Source organism: Trinickia dinghuensis (genome assembly GCF_003367175.1).
Classification (GTDB): Bacteria; Pseudomonadota; Gammaproteobacteria; order Burkholderiales; family Burkholderiaceae; genus Trinickia; species Trinickia dinghuensis.
In genome coordinates this window covers 26,116-47,968 of the sequence record NZ_QRGA01000028.1, presented here as the reverse complement: position 1 = coordinate 47,968, position 21,853 = coordinate 26,116, and the positions used below count along the sequence as shown (strand labels likewise).

Below are 21,853 nucleotides of genomic sequence, written 5' to 3'. Positions count from 1 at the left end.
CGCATGCAACCCGCCACCGCCACGCTCAGCGACTGCTTCCGCGAGGAATTGGCCGCCCTGCGCACCGAATCGGCACAGTTCAGCGAAAAGCATCGCGAGCTGGCGCGTACGCTCGGGCTCAACGCACGTGAAGCAACCGACCCGCAAGTCGAGTTGCTGCTGCAATCCTTCGCGTTCATCGGCGCGCGTTTGCGGCACCAGATCGATCAGGACAAGGCGGGCCTGCCCAATGCCCTGCTCGCGTTTCTGTATCCGCATCTCGAAGCGCCGATTCCGTCGATGCTGATCGCTCGCGTCGACGTGAAGCCCGACGGCACCGATTTCTCCAAGGAGCAAGTGCTGGAGCGCGGCCGCACGGTAACGGCGGCGACGGCCAATCACCTCGGGCAAAACGCGGAATGCCGTTTTCAGACGTGCTACGACACGCCGCTGCTGCCCTTGCGTATCGAGACGGTCATCCTGGAATCGGCGATCGAATACGAATGCCTGAACAAGACGCCGTCGGCTCATTCGGTGCTGCGTGTGCGCCTGCGCCCGGACGGCGTGGGCACGCTGCATGTCAACGGCCGCGGCCCGCGCCGCCTGCGCTTCTATATCGACGACGCGCAGGCGAACGCGATGGCCTTGTACGAACTGCTGGCGGTGCATCTTTGCGCGATTGCCGTGCTGCCCGCCGCCTCGTCGCAACCGGCGCGGCTGCTGCAGCCCGACGCTTTACGCTGGGTCGGCATGGAGCCCGACGAAGCGGTGTTGAAGGCGAACCCGCACACGCATCCGGGGTATCGGCTGCTGCAGGAGTATTTTTCGTTTCCGGAAAAATTCCATTTCTTCGAAATCGACCAGCTCGAGCAACTCGACTTCAGTGCGGTCGGCCCGTATTTCGACCTGATGCTGGCGCTCGACGCACCCTACCAGCCGACGCTGCATTTCACCGCGGCCTCGTTGTGCCTGAACTGCGTGCCGCTCATCAATCTGTATTCGACGCGGATCGATCCGATTGCGCTCAATCACGACGACTACGAATACCGTGTGACGGGTGACTTGAAGAATCATCGGTGCTGCGAGATCTATTCGATCGAACAGCTCGAGTCGATTTCGACCGAGGGCCAGCCGCGCCCGATCGCGCCGTACTTCGCGATGGACAATTTCCGGCGGCTCGAGCAGCAGGACTATTTTTATCTGAGCCGCCGCTTGCCGGCGACGGTCGATCACGTCGCGGGAAGCGAGATGTTCGTCTCGTTTCTCGACGCGCAATTCGACCTCAGCCAACTCACCGACGAAGTGGTCGGCGGCCGCGCATTGTGCACCAACCGGCGTCTGCCCGAAGGGCTGATGTCGGGTAGCCCGCTTCATCTCGAAGGCGCGGGGCCGGTCAACGGCATTCAAGCGCTGACCAAACCAACGCCGCACCATACGGCCGTGCAGATCGGAAGCCGCCCATGGTCGCTCGTGTCGCAGCTCGCGCTCAATCACCTGTCGCTCGACGGGGGCGCAATCGCGCTCAGCGCGCTGAAAGACATCCTGCGTCTGCACGTTGGCCCGCATCAGAACCGCGGCTGGAAGCAAATCGAAGCGATCAAGGAGATGCGTAGCCGCAGCATTGCGCGCCACGTCGGCAGAGACGGCTGGCGCGGCTTCGTGCGCGGCTGCGAACTGACGCTGGTCATGGAACCCATGGACTTCGGCGCAGGCAGCACGGTCCTGTTCTGTTCCGTGCTGCGTCACTTCCTGCGCGCCTACGCAAGCGTGAATCACCTCGTCGAAGTCACGCTGGAAACGCGCAACCTCAAAGGAACCGAGAAGCAATGGCACGCATTGGCCGGCACCGCTATCGCACTGTAAAGGAGTACATGCTCCGGCAGTACGGCAACTTCAACGTATTCCAGTTGATGCGCTTGCTGCTGTCCGATTCGGGCAGCAAGCAGTCGATCGGGCAGCGCCTGCGCTTTCGCGCCGATCTCTCCGCCGCATTTCCGGCTCGCGAATTCGCCCAGATCAGGCTGTTGCCCGCGGTTGAGAACGAGAGGGCCGCCGATAAAGACGCAGGGGAAACGGCCGGCGAAAAGGCCGACCAAGAAGCCGGCGACGAAACCGTCGAAATCGTCACCTCGAACTTCTGCGTGGCCAGCGTGACCGGGCCGATGCCCGAAACGTTCACCGAATGGGCACGCGAGCTGTCGGCACTGCGCTCGACGGCGATGGCCGATTTTCTCGACATTTTCAATCAGCGCGCCAACGTCCTGCGCTATCAGATGAAGCACGCGCTGACGCTGGGCCTGAACGACATGCCGCCGGCCGACACCGAGATGGCGCACTGCCTGGCGTCGTTGATGGGCCTCGCGAGCCCGAAACTGGCGGCCCAGGTTCCGCTGCCCGCACGCGGCTGGCTCGGCCTCGCCGGCCTGCTCGCCAATCGCCGCAAACATGCGTCGACCCTCGTCCACGTGCTTGGCATTGCACTCGGCACCGGCGTGAAGCTGACCGAGCATATCGGCGCCTGGCTCGACATCGACGAGCGGGACCGTTGCGCGCTCGGCCGGCGCAATCATCGGCTCGGCCAGACGGCGGTCGTGGGCCGTCGCGTATGGGACCAGCAAGCGCGGCTGCGCATCGACATCGGCGCGATCGACTACGACGCGCTGCGCCGCTTGCTGCCGCCGACGCCGTTGCAAAGCGCTATGTCGGAGGGCGAGGCTCCTCGCCACGACGCGAGCGGCGAGTCCGGTTACGCGATGCTGACCGGCTTGGTCAAGCTGCTCGTCGATCGCCTGGCCGATTGCGAGATCGTGCTCAATGTGAGCGCCGACAGCATTCCGCCGACGCAACTGCCCCAACCGGCCCGACGCCGAGACTTCACGTCGATGCGGCTCGGCCAGACCGCGTGGCTTGCCGGCGCGCCTGAGCAGCGCGACCCGATACGCCCGGTCCGCTACCTGATTCCGGCATCCAACTCGGTGGGGATGGCATGAGCGACGCGACACTCGAATTTTCCGTCGACAGGCTGGCCGCGCCGGAACCGCTCGTCTTCCTGCACTGCGCGATCTTCGTCGATCGCAATACGATCCTCGGTGCCGAAACGTTCCGCCTGGAGAGCTTCCAAGGACAGGAAAGCATTTCCGAGCTGTTCGAATTCCAGCTCGAACTGAGCGCCAACTCCGACGGGCAAAATCCTGTCTCGTTCCGTTTCGATCAGCTCGTCGGACGCCCGATCACGGTCGGCATCGGCAAGCAGGGATCGCCGGACGCAAACGCGAGCGACTTCAAATCGGCGATCGGAGGGCAAGCCGCCGCCGGCTCGAAGCTATCCCTCTTCAACGGGATCGTGACGAGCTTCGCGGTGAAAAACCGCGGCTCGTACAGCATCACGATGAAGCCCGCGTTGCAACGTCTTTGCTTGACGAATCACTATGTCGTGTTTCATCGCAAGACCGTTTGGGAAATGATCCGGACGCTGCTCGATGCCCACAACATCGCGTACGCACCTTTCATGCAAACCCAGGACAATCTGGCCGTAATCCGACGCCAGGACTGGATGCAGGCGGGCGAAACCGATTTCGATTTCCTCAAGCGGCTGATGGGCAAGGCGTTGCTGTATTTCTACTTTGTCCATACGGGTGCCGGCCACCTCGTGGTGTTCTCCAACCAGCCCCGGTACCCCGATGCCGTACCGGGCGGCCGGCCGCTGCGCTACACCTTCACCGACGCGCAGGCGTTGGGCCTGGAACAGGAAGACATCGTCACCGAATTCAGCATGAAAAAGACGCTGGGCAGCACCGGCGTGCAAGGCGTGTTGACGCAACAAGACGGCGCTTGGCTGCACAACAGCATCGTTCGGTTTCATTCTTATTTCGCGAACGAGGGATCCGACGCCAATCCCTTGCCGTTCAACTTGTACAAGAGCTATCAGTACGGCGGCAGCACGGACGAAGCGCAAATCTTGTCCACTGCGACACAAAGCACGCTCGACGGCAGTCATAACGAACTGAGCGGGGCCAGCAACTGCGTCAGCTTTCGCGTCGGCCACCGCTTCACCTTGAGAAGCGGCGGAACAGGGCCGACCGACCCCATCGAGCCGTTTCTCGACAGCGGCATATTCGTCCTGAGCCAGGTCTCGCATCAAGCGAGCGCGGACGGCGGCTATAAGAATCAGTTCCAGGCAGGCGACGCCTCGTTCCTCGTCACGCCCTACTCCATCCAGTCCACCCAGCAAGGCAGCGTGCTGGCCGAGGTGATGTCGGGCGCGACCGCCCCTGGGCAGAACCCCGTCGACTTCGGGGCCGTGTCGTCCTTCAGCCCGGCGCAGAGCAGCTTCGTCGACGTGATCAACGGCACGCCGTCTCCGCAAATCGGCGTCTACGTGCGCTTGTCGACGGCAGCGGCGAGCGATCCGCACGTATGGGTCAAGCTGTCGTCGTCGATGCAAACGGCGCCGACGATCGGCTCCATCGTGCTCGTCAGCCGCGCCCAGGACGAATCGGAGCTGCCGGAAATCCAGAACGTCATCCAGACCAACGGCAGCGAGCTCGTCGTGCCGTCGGGCTGGCTGTCGAACACACACGTGGGCAGCAATTACTCGACGAACTACGGCGACAACCAAAGCATCAACTACGGCAAGTATTCGACGCCCGATTTGAACCAGGCGACCCGCATCGTCACGAGCGCCTATCAAACGAGCATGTACGACAACGTGAGCTTCTCCCAAGGCACGAGCTACAGCTTCAGTTGCGCGGACTCCTTGGCGCCGAGTGCAAGCTCGAATCCCGCGGAGCTGTACGGCCCCGGCGGGGCGACCTCCGACATCGTCAATGCCTCGGAGTCGTTCGGCTCCAGCTACAGCCGGCAGAGCGGCAATACGACCAATAGCTACTCGCACTTCGATCAGTCGTTCAGCAACAGCTGGGTGCAAACCGAGGAATCGACGCGCTACGCCGGCAACAGCGTCAGCGTCAGTACGGGGCTCACGAGCACCTCGACGACGACGCTGGGCGCATCCACGACCAACACGAACATCGGGGTGTCCACCAATGTCTCGACGACCGGCCAGACATTCACCACGAGCATCAGCGGAGACGTCGTTGAGAACATCACCGTCGGCGACACGATCCGCACGTCGACGAACGGCAACCTGACCGAGACCAGCGTAACCGGCAATACCACGCGCGACTCGACGAGCGGCAACATCGTCGAAACGAGCGTGACGGGCAATACCGTACGAACGTCGACGAGCGGCAACATCACCGAAACGAGCATTACCGGCGATACCGTACGGACGTCGACGAGCGGCGCGATAACGGAGACCTCGATCACAGGCGATGTCGACCGCAACTCGACGAGCGGCGACGTGACGGAGATATCCCTCTCGGGCAATGTCACCCGGACCACGACTTCCGGCACCGTCGAAGAAACGACCACCATGGGGGGCGTCACCCGAACGACGGTCAACGGCGAGGTGGTGTCGAACGACGTGAAAGGATCGGAGACGGCCACCGATACGGCCGGCGATAGCACGCGGATCAACACCAGCGGCGCCACCACGAACATCGTCACTCAAGCGGAAAGCACCGAGGTCGAAACGGCGGGCCCCGGCGCCCGCGTGACGAACTACGACGAGACGCCGCACATCGACAATATCGTGACGCGCATCCTCATGATCGAAGCGACCGTCATCTTCATGTGAGCCGAGATGAAAGTCATCAAACCCCAATCGCTCGGCGTGCTGTTCAAGCCTTACTCGTTCATGGGACGCCACTATCTTTCCGTCGCCGCGATCGGATTCTTCGGTTTGGGCACGGAGACGGAGCGCTTTCTTCCCGAGAGCAAACAATGGGCGCACGTGGTCGCGAGCCTGCCCGCGGGCCAGCCGCTCGACGAAGCCATGTCGAAACAGGGGGCGGAGGCGCTATTGCTCGGTTCCGCCTATGCGCCGAATCGTCAAGCCTGCACGAGCCTCACCGTGCAATTGCAAATCGACGACAGCGCGGGGCAGCCGAGCATCAGCAAATGCCTGTGCGTCTGCGGTGAACGCGAATGGCGAGCCAAGGCATTGCGCACGCGCCGCGTCAGCCGCCCCAAGCCTTTTCTCCAAATGCCGCTGACCTACAGTCGCGCATTCGGCGGCCCGCGCAATCCGGCCAACCCCATCGGCTGCGGCAGCCGCGGCTCGCGACTCGGCAAGGGGCGAGGCGCGATGCCCAACGTCTCCTATGCGCCGCACGCGGTGGATACCGCCTGGCGGTCCCGCGTCGCCGCCGGATTCGGGCCGATCCCCGTCGGCCATGCCGCGCGCCAACCTAAATTCGGCAGCTACGGGCGCACCTGGCGCAAGCACGACGCGCCGGGCTTCGCGCGCGACATCGACTGGAGCGTGTTCAACATGGCGCCGCCGGACCAATGGGCCGATGCGCCGTTCAAGGGCGGCGAGCGCTACGTCTTGCGCAATCTGCATCCGCAACACGCCGAGCTGGCAGGCAGCCTGCCCCGCTTCGCCGCGCGCGCGTTCGTGCTGGACGAAGGCAAAACGCCCGAGCAAGCCCGAGAAGTGCCCTTGCAGATGGACACCGTCTGGTTCGTTCCCGATCACGATCTGGGCATCGTGATCTATCACGGTAAAGCCGAGATTCAAGACAGCGACGGGCTGGATGTCGGTGTGCTGATGGTGGGCTACGAGCACAACGGCGAACCGAAAAGCGAGGCCCACTATCACGAGGTGATGGCGCTGCGCCTCGATGCGGAAACGGGCCGGCTGCATGTCTTCAACGACAGCCAGTTGGCTCCGCAGCGCTCGGCGGCCGGGGAAGCGCGACGCCAGCAGGCCCAGCAGGCCGCCGAAGAAGCCGCGCTCGCGCGCAGCCAGCGGCGCCTCGACTTGCTCGACGCACAGTACTGGGCGAAGCGCGGCACGCCCCCGCCCGCCGACCATCAAGTCGCGCGCGCGAAGCTTCCGCCGCTCGGGCTGATGACTTCGCAAACAGCAGTGGAGGGCGATTTCGATCTGACGGACATCGTGACCAAGGCTAAGGCGCTCGCGGACGAAGCCGAGCGCCGCGGCAAGGAAGCGCTGGCCAAGCTGCCGAAGGCGGTGTCCGTCGCCGTCGATGCGGCGAAACTGTTGGCCACCGCGCTCGAGCACGCAGCGGTACCGGCCTACGACCTGCTGCCGCCCGACCAAACGGGCCGCGATCCGCAAATCGAAGCCATGCGCTCGCAATTGCCCAAGCCGGCGAGCGACGCTGACGCGAAAGCGCTCGCGCAATACGAGAAGTCGTGCGCCGCCGTGATGAAGATTCCGTCGCTCAAGCGTCAGGCGCGTCGCGCCGCGCCGAAGGTTACGCTTCCCGCGCTGCCCTATCCCGCGGACGTGGCCGAGTCGCTCGGCATGCAAATACGGCAATGGCGCGAGGCCGGCGTGAGTCTCGCCGGGCGCGATCTCGCGGGCGCCGATCTGCCCGGTGTCGATTTCTCGGGCGCGGATCTACGTGAAGTCATGTTGGACGGGGCCAATTTGACCGGCGCCAAGTTCGTCGGTGCGGACCTGCGCGGTGCGGTGTTCGTCGGCGCGCGCCTGGACCGAGCCGACTTCTCCGGGGCCAATCTGGAGAAGGCCAATCTGTGCGAGAGCGAGGGCTGCGCGATTTCGTTCGAAGGCGCGAATTTGAGTTATGTGCAGGCGCTCGGGGCCCAGTGGCCGCAAGCGAATTTGCGCCGCACGCGTCTTCACCGGCTGCTCGGCATCCGGCTGGCATTGCCGGCCGCCGCGCTCGACGACGCCGACGCGAGCAAGGCCACCCTCTTCGATCTGAACGCAGACGACAGCAGTTGGCGAGCGGCCAGGCTAGAGAAGACGGTCTTGCTGCGCGCGAGCCTGCAACGGGGCGACTTCGGGCGCGCCATGCTGAAAAAAACCGTGTTCAACACATCCGATCTGCAGTCGAGCCGATGGGATCATGCGCGGCTCGACAGCGTGCAAGGCGGCGGCAAAACGACCTGGCGCGACGCCGCGCTGGCCGGTGCCGCAGCCACGAACTGCGGTTTCCATGGCGCCGATCTCTCGCATGCCGACCTGAGCGACGCACAGTTCCTGCGGTGCGATTTCGGGCAATGCGATATGAGCGACGCCACCCTGACGGGCAGCGCGTTCTCCCGCTGCGGCCTATATCGCAGCAGCCTGCGCTCGATCGACGCCGGGACAGCCGAGTTTTTTCATTGTCTGTGCCGTAAGACCGACTTCACCGGCGCCCGTTTGTCAGACGCCGCCTTCGTCCAATGCGAGCTCACCGGGTCGATTCCGGTCGAAGGCCAATCCGCGCAAGCAAGGGGCCCAGCATGACGATATGGGACGACATTGCGTTATCGATTCAGCTCGATCAGCCGATCCGCAAGCGCGATCTGCGCGGACTGTTCGCTCGCTCGCGCGATCTCGGCGGCGCGATATTCCACGAGGTCGATTTTTCGGGGGCCTCGTTCGTCGACTGCGTGCTCGCACGCGCCAAATTCATCGAGTGCGATCTACGTGGCGCCGACTTCAGCAACGCCGATTTGGATCACGCGACGTTCGTCAAATGCGATCTGTCGCAAGCGAGGCTGTGTGCCCGCAACATGCGGCACGACTGCTGGGTCCAGTGCGATCTCTCCGAGAGCAGTTGGGAGCATGCCGACATGCAGGTCAGCTCCATCGTCAAAAGCTCGTTGAAGTCCGCCCGCTTCGACGCCGGGACGCTCGAACGCTGCACGTTGATCGACGACGAATTCGACGGAGCGAGCGTCGCGGGGGCAAAACTCACGCAATGCGTGGTCAGTCCCGCCGATTGGCACAAGGTCGCACTGGGGAATATGCGCGCGGACGGCGTCATTTTCTCGAACGCGAATTTTCATGGCCAAGTCATGAGCGGCATGCACTTGCGGCGCTGCTCGATGCAAGGCGCGGACCTGAGCGGCGTCGACCTGGCCGGGGCCGATCTCACCGAATCGAATTTCTACCGGACGCGCCTGCGGCAGGCCAACCTCAGCAATGTGAATGCGCCGCACGCGCTCCTGCTGCAAGCGCAGCTCGAGCAAGTCGACCTGTCCGGCGCCCGATTGGAAGGCGCGATCTTCCAGCAAGCCGCGTTGCGAGACTGCCGGCTCGACGGCGCCCGGCTGGCGACGAGCGTCTGGAACAAAAGCAAACACGAAAACGTGTCGTTTCAAGGCGCGGACCTCGCCTACGCCCGATGGGAGCACGTGCAGGGCGAGCACCTCGATTTTTCCGACGCCAATCTCGATCACGCCCAGTTTCATGCCGCGAACCTGTGCGATACGAATTTTCGCGGCGCAAGCATGCGCCACATCGGCAAGACCGACAAAGCACGTCTTGCCGCCGAATCCCGCACCCTCGCTCTGGAGAACGAATGATGCGCTCCGCCAAGACCGCCAACACACTTCCGCCGCCGCTGCCGCTTTATCTGGTCGAGGCTCGAATCATCGTCGCGCTCGAACAGCACGCCTTCTTGCTCAACGACGGACGCATGGCCCACCAAGCGCTCAGTTGCCTGATACGGCCGGAAGTAGGCGACCACGTTTTGGTCGCGGCCTGCCAGAACGAGACGATCTACATTCTGCACATCCTGCATCGCAACGAGCCGCACCAAGTGCAGTTGAGCGTGCCGGGCGCACACGAAGTGTGTGTTGCACAGCCGCAGATCAGCCTGAACGCCGTCGATGCCATCGCGCTGCGCTCGCTCGCCGACGTGGAGGTCAGCGCCACCACCGGTGCCCTTAGCCTGAACGGCCGCAACCTGTTCGCCACCGCGCAGGACAGCTTCGTGCAGAACGTCGGGCATTTCGTCGGCCAGGCCGAACACTATCTGCTGGAAGTGCGCCAACTGCTTCGCCTGCACGGCCAGCAGGCGATCGTGACGGCCGAAGAGGACGTGAAGGTCGACGGCGAACGCATCAGCATGGGCTGACGCCACCACCCGACGATTGCCTCAGGAGAAGCGCATGTTCGCTACCAATAGCGTTGCCGCCATGTCGATGATGACGATACCGGACGTCTGCAAGACGCCCATCCTCGTGCCCGTGCCGATCCCGTATCCGAACATCACGATGTCTACGCTGCACATTCCATCGGTGTTCAACGTGATGTTCGGCGAAGGACTCGCCGAGAACCTGATGACGGAAGGCACGATCAGCATGGGCGACGAACCCGGCGTCGAAGGCGGCATCGTCTCGGAGATTTTCATGGGCCCCGACACCTATGTGATGGGCAGCATGAAAGTGATCGTCGGTACCGCGTTCGCCGCCCGCCTGACCTCGCTCGTCGGGATGAACGGCATGCCGTTCAACACCATGGGCATGTCGATCGTGCCGGCGCAATTCCGCGTTCTGCTGCTGGGGTAGACCATGCACTCATCGCTCACCCCGGTACTTCGCCGGCCCTCTCTGGCCGCGACATGGCGGCGATGCCGCACCGCCGCCGCCGTCATGACCGCTGCGTACCTGCTGGCCGCCTGCAGTTGGCTCGGCTTCAGCAAGCATGCAGCCGTATCGCAAATCAAGGTGGTGGCGCAGGTCGACGCCGATCAAAACGCCGCGACGCAGCTCGATATCGTGTTCGTCTACGACAACAGCGTGCTGGGCCTGCTGCCGAGCACGGGACCCGATTGGTTTCAGAAGAAAGACGCATTGATCTCGGGGCTCGCGAACGACATCGACGTCGTCAGCTTGCAGGTGCCGCCCGCCACCGTGGCCGGCCCGACGCTGCCCAAGCGGCACGGCAAGGCGATCGCCGTCTACGTGTATGCCAATTACCTGAGCCCCGCGGGGCAGGCGAAGGGCAACATCACGCCCTACAAGAATGTGACGATCTGGCTCACCGCGACGACGATTCAATACAAGCCGCAATGAAGCCAGCCAAAGAAACGAGCATGGAATGAACAGCGCCATGATCCAAACTGCTCCTCTGCCCGACGCGATCCAGTGGTCGGAAGGCATGATGCTTTCGCCGCAGCATCTTCAGCAGAACGACCGCTACTGGCATGCCCATTTGCGCCATCGTCTGCAAGCCATCGCACCGAATTACTGGGGCGTGCTAGCACTGCGTTTCGAAATCGTCAACGAAGTGCTGAGCATCGGCGAACTCGAATGCGTGTTGCCCGACGGCCTGCTCGTGGCGTTTCCGGGCGCGCTGCCGCGCAATCCTCCCGGCAACGTCGAACTGGCGCTCGGGGCCGCGTGCAAGAGCGGCGACGCGCCGGTCAAGGTCTGGTGCTGGGTCAAACCGCGCGGACCGCAGGCAGCTTGCCAGGACAGCCTCGAGCGACGCTACAACTCCATCATCGACGAGCCGTGCGTCGACGAGAACACGGGCGACAACGGCTTGGCGCTGCCGCGCCTGCAAGTGCAGTTCGAGCTCTACCTCGGCAACAGCTCGCCGGCAGCGCATAGCGCCGTGCCGCTTCTCGAGCTCGTGCGCGGCGAAAACCAACAGTTGCAGGTCACGGCCTATCATCCGCCGATGCTGCACGTCGAGGTATCCGACAGCCTCGGGCAGTCGAACTTGTGGCGCAGCCTGCATCAGATGCACGACCGTCTGTGGGACAAGCTCGCGCAGCTCGGCGAACATGGCAAGACCAGCGATGCCGAAGAAAACATGGGCAACGAACGGCGCCAGCACTTGAGCGCGGCCCGTCACATCAGCGCCTGCCTGCCGCCGTTCTCGACCCTGTTGCACGAGCAGACTCACCCGAGCCTGCTCTATCAGGCGCTCGCGGGGATCGTGGGCGCGCTATCGAGCATCGGCCCCAATCCGCTGCCGCTGCTGATGAAACCCTATCGGCACGACGATTGCCGGCCGCAATTCCAGCAGGCGATGGACTTCATCCAGGCACGCATGGATCTCGTCGACACACGCTATGAAATCCTGTCCTTCCTGCGTGTGGACCAGCACGACCCGATGCTGCAGGACGCCTGCTTCGAGCGGCGACTGCCCGCGGACATCGGGGACGAACTCCTCATCGAACTGGAGCCGCGCGAGGCACAGACGGCAGCCCAATTGCTCGGATGGCTGAACGAAGCGGTCATCGCCGACGCCGCGATGATGCCGCTGCTGCGCCGCGCCCGCGTCGGAGGCGCCACCGTGCGCGCGCTGCAGCCCCACGAAATCGAGCGAGAAAAGTTGCGTCCGCAAGCATTCCTGTTCGTCGTCGAGAACGAGCGCCTCTCCCTCGACGATCAAGGCACGCAAGACGCCTTCCGCACAAGCGAACTCCTGCAGATACAGGGCAGAAAGAACGAAAGCCAGCCGGCAGGGATCACGCTGTACCGCAGAAAGCAAAAGACGAGCGCCGCGCCGGCGGCGCCTTCCGAGAACGGCCATGCGTGAAGCGCCGACATGGCTCGCGCCGCCGCCGGGCAACCTCGAACTGGTGGCGCGCTTTGCCGATTTCTATCAGGAAGTGGCCGCGCTCAAGCGCGCCCAGGCCGACGGTTGGCTAGCCGCCTACCTCGCGGGCGAGAACGCGCCCCAGCCGACGACGAGCGCCGAATTCGCGCAGCGCGCGAGCGCGCGGCTGCTCGGCGCGCTGCGGCAGCAGGAACGCCGCTGCACCGCCCAGGCGGGGTCCGAGGCGGGCCAGCTCGAGCGCACGGCACTGTATCTGATGGCTGCGCTCGCCGACGAAATCCTCATCTTCGAGCTCGATTGGCCCGGACGCGAGGCGTGGCTCGGGGTGCTGCTGGAGCAATCGATGTTCGGATCGAGCAACGCGGGCTCGCGCTTTTTCTCGAAGGCCGAGCAACTTGTGCGCGACAACTTGCACGCACCGCTGCGCATCGACTTGGCCTCCGTGTTCCTGCTCGCGCTGGAACTCGGCTTCAAGGGCTGCTATCGCGCGCGGCAAGCACAGCCTCAGTTGGACAAGATACGCAGCCAGTTGTACCAGCTCGTCTCGGCCTCGGGCCGCCACGTGTACGACGATGAGCCCGCTTTTGCCCAAGCCTACGCCTACCCGTTGACCGGGCGCAGGGACGAACGTCTTGCGCCGATTTCACCGTGGCGCAACCTCGGGCTGTACGGCTTGATCGCGTACCTCGCGCTGACGACGGTGGCGTGGATCGTGTTGATGCATCCGTTCGCGCGGTATCTGAATTCGTAGCGGCTCAAGCAGGAGCGCACTTGTGGAAGTGTTGCAAAAATTGATCGAACTGCCTAAGGATCCGAGCAAGTGGGTGCCCAGTCCCCACGCGCTTCACATTGCGCTTTTCGCGGCGGCGTTCCTGCTCGCGTTCGGCTTGGCGGTGGGCGTCGCCCGCAAACTATGGGGCGCGCTCAAACCGCTCATCAAAGCGCCGAAAATCCCGGCCCTGTGCGGCTGCGCGCCGCCGTCCACGTCACGCTTGGCCGGATGGACCGAGCGCGCTTCGCTCGCGATCGACTACCTGCGCACCCGGCGCGAGTGGCGATACGCCACGCCTTGGCTCCTGATGCTGGGCCAAACGGCCGCCGGCAAGACGAGCCTGCTCGGCTCGGTCGACCCGCAATTCAGGCAGCCGCTCGACGAACGTGAGCAACGCATGAACGTCGACGGGGCGACCTGGCACGGGCTCTCGCAAGGTTTCATGCTCGACCCCGACGGCAAACTGCCCTATGCCGCGGCGAACGCCGTGCTGGAGGGCAACGAGCCGGACGAGCCGGACGTGCGCCGCTGGCGCAAACTGCTCGACCAGCTCGATGCGTTGCGCCCGGAGCGGGCGCTCGACGGCATCGTGCTGGTGGTATCGGCCCGCACGTTCTTGCAGCGAGACCCGGCACAATGCACGACGGAAGCGCAGAACGCACGGCAGCAGTTGCGCACGATCGAAGAGCGGTTGGAATTTGCGCTGCCGGTGTACGTGATCGTCACCGCATGCGATCTCGTCGACGGCTTCAGCGCATTCTGGCGCTCGCAAACCCCGAGGCGGCGAGGCGAAATCATCGGCTGGTCGGCGCCGAATCAGACGCTCGACGATCCGCCCTCCCAGTGGGGCGCGACGATCTTCGAGGAGATCGGCGGGCAATTGCGCGCGCTGCAGGTCGAGACCGCCGCGCATTGCGACCGCATCGCGCCGCACGACGCGGATCCCCTCTTTCTGTATCCACGTCAATTCGCGCAGATGCAGGCCCCGTTCCAGCAATGGCTGTCCGTCGTGTTTCAGGTCTCGGCCTGGCAAACCGGCTTCTTTCTGCGCGGCGTCTACTTCACGGGTGCGGTCGCGGAACACGGTGAGCAAGTCGCCCATCAAGACGGCCCGCGCACCGACGTCGCGTTCGTCAACGACTTGATGCTCGACAAGGCGCTCGCGGAAAAGCACCTGGCGCGCCCGACACGTGCGGGAGTCTGGTCGCGCAACTTGCTGATACGCCGGGTTCAATGGCTGTGCGTTCTGATTTTCTCCGTGCTCGTGCTCGCCTGCGGCGTGCGGGTCTATCTGCTCGATGCACAGATCGACCGCGTCGTGTACGACCTCAAGCTCATGCAGCAACTGCAAGCGCCCGCCCCCGGCAGCGGTTGCATTCAACAAGCGCCCGTCTATCAATTGATCGATCAGGTCGCGCGGATCGACGCGGACGCGCATAGCTGGCTGCTGCCGCTATCGCTGATCGATTCGCGATTGAGCAGCGAGAGCGCGCGGCGTGTTGCCGAGGGCGCATTCAAGAAAGTCGTTCTGCCGGGCCTCGCATGCCAGATGTCACAGCGGGCCTATCAATTGAGCGCTCTAGCGGCCGCCGGGGTTTCCGCCAGCCTCGACTATACCCATGCCCTGAATCAATTGAACGGGTATGTGCAGCAAGTCGATACCTATGAGCAGAACGCGAGCCGCTTCCAGCGGCTGCTGGGGCAAACGCCTTATGCGAAGGATCGCGTGCCGCTGCCGAACTTCATCGATCTCGTCGAATATGCGTATCGCGCTCCGCTGCCGGCGTCCGTCAAGTCTCGGCCCGGTTTGCTGCCGGCTGCGCTCGAGAGCCTAACCGATCAGGATTTCGGCGGCACCATCGCTTTGCCGCCGCAATTCAAACGGAACGTCGGCGACCATATCGTCGCACTGGCCACACAGACCGGCGACATGATGCAGTCCGAACTCCAAGCCGGCCCGACCCTGCTCGAGCAATTGGAGGAGAAGAAGCTGCCCATCCTGCCGCACGTGCAGCAATTCACGCAATGGCTGACCTGGGTACGCACGTCATGGCTCGGGTCGAGCGCGACCAGCAACCCGATTCTGACCGTGCAAAACCAATTGGCGGCAAGCCTTCAACCTCTGATCGCGAACTACGGATACCCGCGCTACCTGCTGCCGCAAGCGACGGCTCACCTCGACTCGTCGAATCAGTACCCGCTCGCCATGCAAACGCTGAACAGCATGTCGCTGCCCGGCTACGGTGCCCTGTTCGTCACCGCCAACGACCAGACCACGCTGAATCCGGCAATGCAGAACGAATTGGCCGGCTTGAATGCGCTGAGCAGCCTGAGCTACATGTCGATCACTCCGGTTGAGACCTTCACTTGCATGGGGAACCTCGCCAACTGGAGCTCCGGATTGCTGAAGAACGCGAACCAGTACGCGCTCGATTATCAGAAGTTCCTGACTCAGCCCACGTTGAAGAACGGACAGTCTGATGCGCTGTATCGGCAGTTGGCCTTCTACCAGCTCGAACTGGCGATGCACACGAGCCTCGAGCAAGCCCAGGCCGCCGCGTATACGGCATCGGGCGCATCGAGCACGACGACGGCCGAAGCGCAGCAAAGCGCCGATAGCAGCAACTTCGGCACGATCTCCCCGCTGCTGCTAGCCGTGCAAAAGCAATTCAGCACGCTGGGCATGAGCGGCAGCTCGACGCAGCTCTCGCAGTGCGCGAGCCGATACACCAACGCTCAGTTGGGCCACATCGCTTTGCTCGCCGAGCAAAGTCAGCTCTACGATCCGGCCTACCAGCCGGCATCGTCCGACCCGGACGCCTATTTCTTCGACTTGGGGAGTACACCTGTCATCAACGACATGCTGTCGCGCCAGGTCAGCCGAGTGCAGGTGCTCGTGGGCTATGCGCAGCCGATCTTGAACTACTTGAATCAGGCCGATCCGTCGTCGTCGAGTGCCAGTACCAGTGCCAACACGTCGAACGCCGCCTATTGGAACAATACGGCCAATGAAGTGCAGAGCTACTTGCAGGGCAAGAATCCCAACGGCCAGGCGGCCCTGATCAACAACCTGTTCCTGCAACTGTTGCCGGGTCTGCAGAACAGCACCTGCAGCAGCCTGCTCGCGGCTTATCAATCGCCGCCGCTCGGCAACGACTTGTTCTCGAGCCATCGCCAGGAACTGCTGCAAAGCGCGCAGATGCGTTGCAAGGGCGAACGCTATGCGCAGGCTCAAAGCGCCTACCAGGCCGTGTCCAGCCGCTTCAATCGTGAGCTGGCGGGACTCTATCCGTTCGGCTCGCTCGATGCGAACGACGCCGGCATTGCCACGGTGCAAGCGTTCTTCACCGACTACGACAGCAAACGGGCCAGCCTCGAAAAGCAGGTGGCGGGCCTGAAGGATCCGTATTGGAAGAGCGTGAGCCAGTTCCTCTCGCAGCTCGACCAGGTAGATGCATTCCTGCAAGGGAACCTCGTACCGGGCAGCACGCCGGGCGACGCACCCAACCCGAACCTGAACTTGAACGTGAATTTCCGCGCGCTGCAGACCGCGGCGAACGGCAGCAATCAGATCGGCCAGATGAGCCTGATGTCCGGCGCAGCGGGCGTTTCGTTCCCGAACGGCGGCAGCACCATGAACTGGCAATTCGGGCAGCCGCTCGTGCTCGACTTGTCCTGGGCCGGTTTGTCGCTATGGCGGCCCGCCGTCAGCGTCGACGCGCCCGACCTGCAGGTGGAAGGCAACACGGCATCGTTCGCGGACGCGGGCAACTGGGGGCTGTTGCGCTTGATCGCGCGCCATCAGCCCACCTCCGGCCCGGCGACCGATCCGCACGATCCGTCGCGCACGCTGCTTCAGTTCGATGTCGCGGTGCTCAACTCCAGCAGCGCGGGCAAGCCGGCGAGCGATACGGCGCACGTATTCCTCAGCCTCGAATTTTCGAACGTGAATGCCAAGACGAGCACGCCGCTGAAGCTGCCGGCGGTGTTCCCGACCTTGGCGCCTTGACCGCGGGAGCACACATGAACAGCGCACTCTATTCGGATGCGGACCGGCATTTTCAACACTGCCTCGGGGTAGGCTTGGACGCCCTGCTTGCGCCGATCTCCGCAGGGAGCCCATGCGGCGAACCCGCACGCCGGTGCCCGAGCTACGCTGCCTTGCGCGAAGCACGGCGCCAGGACGACCCGAGCTTGCCGCTCGGCGCCTGGGAGCGGGAACTCAAACGTGCCGACTGGGGCGCGGTCAGCCATCTCGTCGGCCATGCATTGCAGCGCGAAAGCAAAGACATGCAATTGCTGGCTTGGCTGTTCGAAGCGCAGATCAAGCAGCACGGCATTGCGGGCATTGCGCCGACGCTGACGCTCGTTCGCGAGCTCTGTACACGCTACTGGGACGAGATTCATCCGAGCGTGGCCGACGGCGACGTCGAACATCGCGCCAATATCGTCGGGGCCATTGCAGAGAAGAATTTGCCTGCCATCCGGCTCGCCCCGCTGATCGGCATCGAAGACACGCAGCCGCACTGCTGGGCGGATTGGGAGCAGGCGCATCTGAACGAGCAGATTCGATCCGTGCAAAGCAAGGCCAACCTCGAACTCGACGGCATCACGCTGCAGGCGTTGCAAAGCGAACTCGCGAACGCCTCGACGGAAGGCTTCGTCGAATTGCGAACGAATCTACTCGCCGGCTTGCAGGCCATCGGGGAGTTGAGCGCTGCGCTCGATCCGCTGTTCGGCGACCAAGCACCGAGCTTCAGCAATATGACACGACTGCTGGAGCAGATGCACTCGCTGGTCGATGGGGAATTGCATAAGCGTGGCGTCAGGGCGCAGGGAGCGGTGCACGAGGAAAGCGCCCCGCAGGCGGAAGCCGTGGCCGGAAACGGCAGCGAAAACGAAAGCGCAACAATGCCCGAACAACACGCGGTGAGCGGCGCGATACGCGACCGTGCCGACGCCTATGCGCGGCTGGCCGAGACGGCGGAGTTTCTGATGCGTCTCGAGCCGCACAGCCCCGTGCCCTATCTCGTTCGCAGGGCGACCGAATGGGGGCGGCTCAATACGGTGGAGCTCTACCAGGAGTTGTTCCTTCGGCTCGGTGGGCAGTTGAATATTTTTGAGGTGCTGGGGTTGCAGGAAGCGCAAACGCGCATTCAAAACCAATGAGAAAAGCAACGGAAAACCGGTAAAGACCTACCGCGTACGGCCTGAATCTCGGCCAATCGGACCAATGAATGATGACCTATAGGAGATCAAAACATGGCTGCCAATCGTCCGAGTGACGCCGCCTTTGAAGGACGCGAGACGCGCGCCAACTCAGGTGGCGGAATCACCGAAGCGCGCAATCGGGGAGGCTGGAGCTCCTACCCTCACGTGACGCCGGCAACTCCGGCGACGCCGGGAACGCTTGCACGTGCGGAGCACGTGACCGACGTGCGCCGCGTGGCTACAGTGACAGGCAGCGCACCGGGGCAGCGCTTCGAAATCCTCCAGCGTTTCCATCAGGACAACGTGGCGGGCGCAACGCCCGAGCATGATCGATATATCGCCGCCGACGCCGAAACGGGTCGCGTCCACACCGTCAGAGCAGCGCTCAATCCCGACGTGCATCAGCCGCATCGCGCCGCAGTTCCAGAGCGAGGCCTCTCGCTCAGCGACACTCGCCGGGTTCACCTGACGTTCACGGTTGAAGGCGAGACCGGCGACCCACCCCTCTCGCCCCGGACACGACGGCGCTCGGTTCGGGACGAAGGATATTGAACGCGCACACGACATTGCCTTGTCTCAGAGCGTCACCGATCGTGTCCATTTGAACGTCGAACACCTTTAACCGCGCCGTGCGAACCGCGAACGACAAAGAGCAACCATGCAACCCCTAGCACTGCAGTTGCCCCAGCGATACGTCCGTCACGGGTGCGATGCAGCCGAGGCGCCGCTCGACGACGTATTGAGCGAGTTGAACGACTGCGATTGGGATCCATCGACGCTTGCGCGTCGTTTGCCCTGCCTCGTGCGACAGGCTGCATCGCTTGCGCCCTCTCAGCGCGCGAACTGCCTCATTGGGCTACGCCGATCATGGGAGCGGCATCGGGCCGAGCTCGACATTTCCGCATGGAAGTCGTTGCTCGAATTGGCATCGGCATGGTCGTACTGGCCGCTCGTCATCGCCGTCGGCGAATCGCTCAGGCCGACTCACCGCCTCGACGACGCCCTGCTTCTCTATCTATGCGAGGCCTATTACGTCGTCGGTGAAGTCGATGCGGCCATCGATTTGGCCGTTGCGATGCAAATCGCCTGCCCCGCGCGGCAAGGTCACGCGGCAACGTATCGGCATCTCGTGGCGTGGCGCGATTGGCGACGATGCACGCTACCGATGACCGGGATCGTCAGCGATGAGGACGCGCTGTATCTGGAGCCGCTGGGACATCATCATGTTTCGGACTTCCGTTGGCAGTACTACGACCCCGCCATCGCGCAATTGTGCTGCTTGCCGGATTTCAAAACGACGGACGACTGGCACGCCTGGCTCGACGACGCTCACTCACGCGACGATCATCGATTCGCCATCATGCACCGATCTTGGGGATTCATCGGCAGCGTAGGCCTGACCCTGCATGGCGACGTCGGCTTTTTCTACTATTGGCTCGGCCGTGATTTTCAGGGATACGGGTTTGGGCCGGATGCCGCCACGCAATTGCTTGCGGCCGCGCATCGGCACGCCGGTATGCGCTGCTGCTACGCCAAGGTTTATGACTACAACACGCCGTCGCGCAAAGCCTTGGAAAAGATGGGATTCCTCGATACGGGCATTCGCGCGGCGGCGCCCAATAACGATCAGATGTTTTATCGGCTTGGCCCCGGCGAGGCCATGGCACACATCACCACCGAATTGCACGCGTTGTTGCAATACATGAACTCGGATGTTCAAGCAGCAGTACCACTGACGAACCTCTCTCTCTAACATCGAAAAACTCGGCTCAACTCATGCCCACCGATCCCAAAAATACGCTTCACCCCACGCTTAGGCAGCGGACCGTGACGGGAGGGTTCGCATCCGTGCGAATGGCTGATATCCCGTTGCATTTGCGCTATAACACCGTTGGAGTCGCCGCGGCACAAAGCGTTGCGCCGCATCCATCTCCCGCTCCGAGCGAGGCACTTTCGCCTCTCGTTCAGCCTACGTGGCGCGATCGCGCTGCAGAGGTTGTCAGGAATGAACTCACGCCCCACGCGATAATCGGCAGGGTCAGCACGGCGGCTTCGATGCTCCCGGGGCCTACCCATGGATGGGACGCGGAGCATGCGAGACATCAGAGCCACGTTGCGATGGAAGAAGCTTCCAGTGCGTGGTCAGCCTTGAAACAAGGAAATCTCAGCGGGGCAGTGACAATGGGCGTCCAGGCAGTAGCCAGTACCGCACGCGCTGCCACGGGAGTCGCCCCCGTCGCAGCCGTGTTGCACAGCACGGGCGTGCCGTTCGCTTCAGAGGTGGCGGATCGAACGGCGCAGGCCGTGCATGCCCTCATGCCTTCGCCTGTCGGGCCGATCAAAAGGCCCGGACCGAAAGAGAAGATGGATTAATGCGGCTACGTCGAAAAATTTAAACCTTCGAGGGGTAACGGCATGTCCAACAGCAATCGCGGATCGCAACGCAAAGCACCGTCGCCACCACCGGTTGGCGGAACGGGCACATCGTCCTCGGCGATTCGGCAAAGCACAACCGCCCTGGCACCGCCAAGCCTGAGCGATGTAATGGCTACGCTGGACATGCGCGAGGAACTCGCGCGAACCATGCACACCGCCGATACCCGTTTCGCCCATCAGATATCGTCAGAGACACAACCTCATCTGCAGGGCGAGACCGAAGTCCGCAACAAAAAGCGACGCGTAGCGGAAATCCAGACGCCGCAGGATCGTCTTCAACTGGCGGCGGAACCGCGCTCCAACGAAAGCAATTACGTGCAGTTGCGGCGCAGAATCGGCAATGAGTCGGTTACGGTCGGGCGCTCCCAAAATCCCTCGCATCTGCCCGACCACGAGCGGCATCTCTACTCCGCCGGCAGCCGAGGGGCGCCATCGTATCCGGCGGAAGCAAGACATCTGTCGCAGATGGCCGATTCCGACCGGGAAGCATTCGCTCTAGTGCAATCGGAGATGATGCTCGAACCCGTCACCGTGCCGCAGGCACATGCAGTCCATCTCGCGACGACCGCCAATATCGTCGGCATCGCCGAGCAGCGGCGCGATCCCTACATGGCCCTAGCGAGTGCCCAATCGATCGCGCACGGAGCGATGGAAGGATCGGAGGACACGTTGCCAAGCGTTTTTGGCCAACGCAACCCCAAGGGTAGCGGCAATCTGCCGGGCTCCATGCCCGCCACCGGCACCGGCGCGGTGGCCAGCTTTCGCGGCGTGCGCGGCGCACTCGAAGACGGAACGGATACGTCCCCCGCCAGCACGAGTGTGCTCAGCCATATGGAATCGACACATAGAGACTTGATGGCTTCCGGCTTCGATGCCGAGCAGGCCCGAGTCCTCGCCGCCGACGGCTGGAGTCACTCGGACATCATTGAATCCCAGGCCGCTCGCATGCGCTCTGCGGCCACCCGAGACGCAGCGCGAATGACCGGACAGATGCCCTACCGCCTCCGTTCCCTTCACAGCGGGGTCATCCCTCCGAAGGACGACTGAGTGGC

Annotated in this window: 15 protein-coding genes; all 15 read left to right on the top strand. The window is 63.3% G+C overall.

Going from position 1 to position 21,853, the window contains the following annotated elements; genetic code table 11:
* The first annotated feature begins 3 nt into the window (after positions 1 to 3).
* The 15 genes from tssF to DWV00_RS32450 all read left to right on the top strand — a co-directional run bounded on the left by tssF (position 4) and on the right by DWV00_RS32450 (position 21,848).
* Complete coding sequence (tssF, locus tag DWV00_RS32525) at positions 4 to 1,842, top strand: type VI secretion system baseplate subunit TssF (RefSeq protein ID WP_115537732.1); 1,839 nt, start codon at positions 4 to 6, stop codon at positions 1,840 to 1,842.
* Positions 1,806 to 2,969, top strand: a complete 1,164-nt coding sequence (gene tssG / locus DWV00_RS32520; RefSeq protein WP_115537731.1) for a type VI secretion system baseplate subunit TssG — start codon at positions 1,806 to 1,808, stop codon at positions 2,967 to 2,969. Before tssF ends, tssG begins: the two co-directional genes overlap by 37 nt.
* Positions 2,966 to 5,677 carry a contractile injection system protein, VgrG/Pvc8 family gene (locus DWV00_RS32515; RefSeq protein WP_115537730.1) on the top strand — a complete coding sequence of 904 codons (2,712 nt, stop codon included), beginning with the start codon at positions 2,966 to 2,968 and terminating at the stop codon, positions 5,675 to 5,677. The genes tssG and DWV00_RS32515 overlap by 4 nt, the downstream gene beginning before the upstream one ends.
* A gap of 6 nt (positions 5,678 to 5,683) precedes the next feature.
* Positions 5,684 to 8,326 (top strand): DUF2169 family type VI secretion system accessory protein, encoded by a 2,643-nt coding sequence (locus DWV00_RS32510; RefSeq protein ID WP_115537729.1) that lies wholly within the window; start codon positions 5,684 to 5,686, stop codon positions 8,324 to 8,326.
* Positions 8,323 to 9,390, top strand: coding sequence for a pentapeptide repeat-containing protein (locus tag DWV00_RS32505; protein ID WP_115537728.1), 1,068 nt, complete (start codon positions 8,323 to 8,325; stop codon positions 9,388 to 9,390). The genes DWV00_RS32510 and DWV00_RS32505 overlap by 4 nt, the downstream gene beginning before the upstream one ends.
* Positions 9,387 to 9,944, top strand: coding sequence for a DUF3540 domain-containing protein (locus tag DWV00_RS32500; protein WP_245965128.1), 558 nt, complete (start codon positions 9,387 to 9,389; stop codon positions 9,942 to 9,944). The genes DWV00_RS32505 and DWV00_RS32500 overlap by 4 nt, the downstream gene beginning before the upstream one ends.
* Before the next feature lie 34 nt (positions 9,945 to 9,978).
* A complete protein-coding gene (locus DWV00_RS32495; protein ID WP_115537726.1) occupies positions 9,979 to 10,377 on the top strand; it encodes a DUF4150 domain-containing protein in 399 nt (132 codons plus the stop codon).
* 84 nt (positions 10,378 to 10,461) lie between these two features.
* Positions 10,462 to 10,884, top strand: a complete 423-nt coding sequence (locus tag DWV00_RS32490) for a hypothetical protein (RefSeq protein ID WP_115537725.1) — start codon at positions 10,462 to 10,464, stop codon at positions 10,882 to 10,884.
* A gap of 25 nt (positions 10,885 to 10,909) precedes the next feature.
* Positions 10,910 to 12,361, top strand: coding sequence for a type VI secretion system baseplate subunit TssK (gene tssK / locus DWV00_RS32485; protein ID WP_245965127.1), 1,452 nt, complete (start codon positions 10,910 to 10,912; stop codon positions 12,359 to 12,361).
* The gene (locus tag DWV00_RS32480) at positions 12,354 to 13,133 is read left to right on the top strand and encodes a DotU family type IV/VI secretion system protein (protein ID WP_115537724.1); all 780 of its coding nucleotides are present in this window, start codon (positions 12,354 to 12,356) and stop codon (positions 13,131 to 13,133) included. Before tssK ends, DWV00_RS32480 begins: the two co-directional genes overlap by 8 nt.
* A gap of 22 nt (positions 13,134 to 13,155) precedes the next feature.
* Positions 13,156 to 17,163 carry a type VI secretion system protein gene (locus DWV00_RS32475; RefSeq protein ID WP_115537723.1) on the top strand — a complete coding sequence of 1,336 codons (4,008 nt, stop codon included), beginning with the start codon at positions 13,156 to 13,158 and terminating at the stop codon, positions 17,161 to 17,163.
* Between the two features lie 14 nt (positions 17,164 to 17,177).
* Entirely contained in the window at positions 17,178 to 18,323 is a 1,146-nt protein-coding gene (gene tssA, locus DWV00_RS32470) for a type VI secretion system protein TssA (RefSeq protein WP_115537722.1), read from the top strand.
* Between the two features lie 93 nt (positions 18,324 to 18,416).
* Positions 18,417 to 18,917: a hypothetical protein gene (locus tag DWV00_RS32465; RefSeq protein ID WP_115537721.1), complete on the top strand. Its 501-nt coding sequence runs from the start codon at positions 18,417 to 18,419 to the stop codon at positions 18,915 to 18,917.
* A gap of 106 nt (positions 18,918 to 19,023) precedes the next feature.
* Positions 19,024 to 20,118: a GNAT family N-acetyltransferase gene (locus DWV00_RS32460; RefSeq protein WP_115537720.1), complete on the top strand. Its 1,095-nt coding sequence runs from the start codon at positions 19,024 to 19,026 to the stop codon at positions 20,116 to 20,118.
* Between the two features lie 791 nt (positions 20,119 to 20,909).
* Positions 20,910 to 21,848, top strand: coding sequence for a hypothetical protein (locus DWV00_RS32450; protein WP_115537718.1), 939 nt, complete (start codon positions 20,910 to 20,912; stop codon positions 21,846 to 21,848).
* Positions 21,849 to 21,853: the final 5 nt, after the last annotated feature.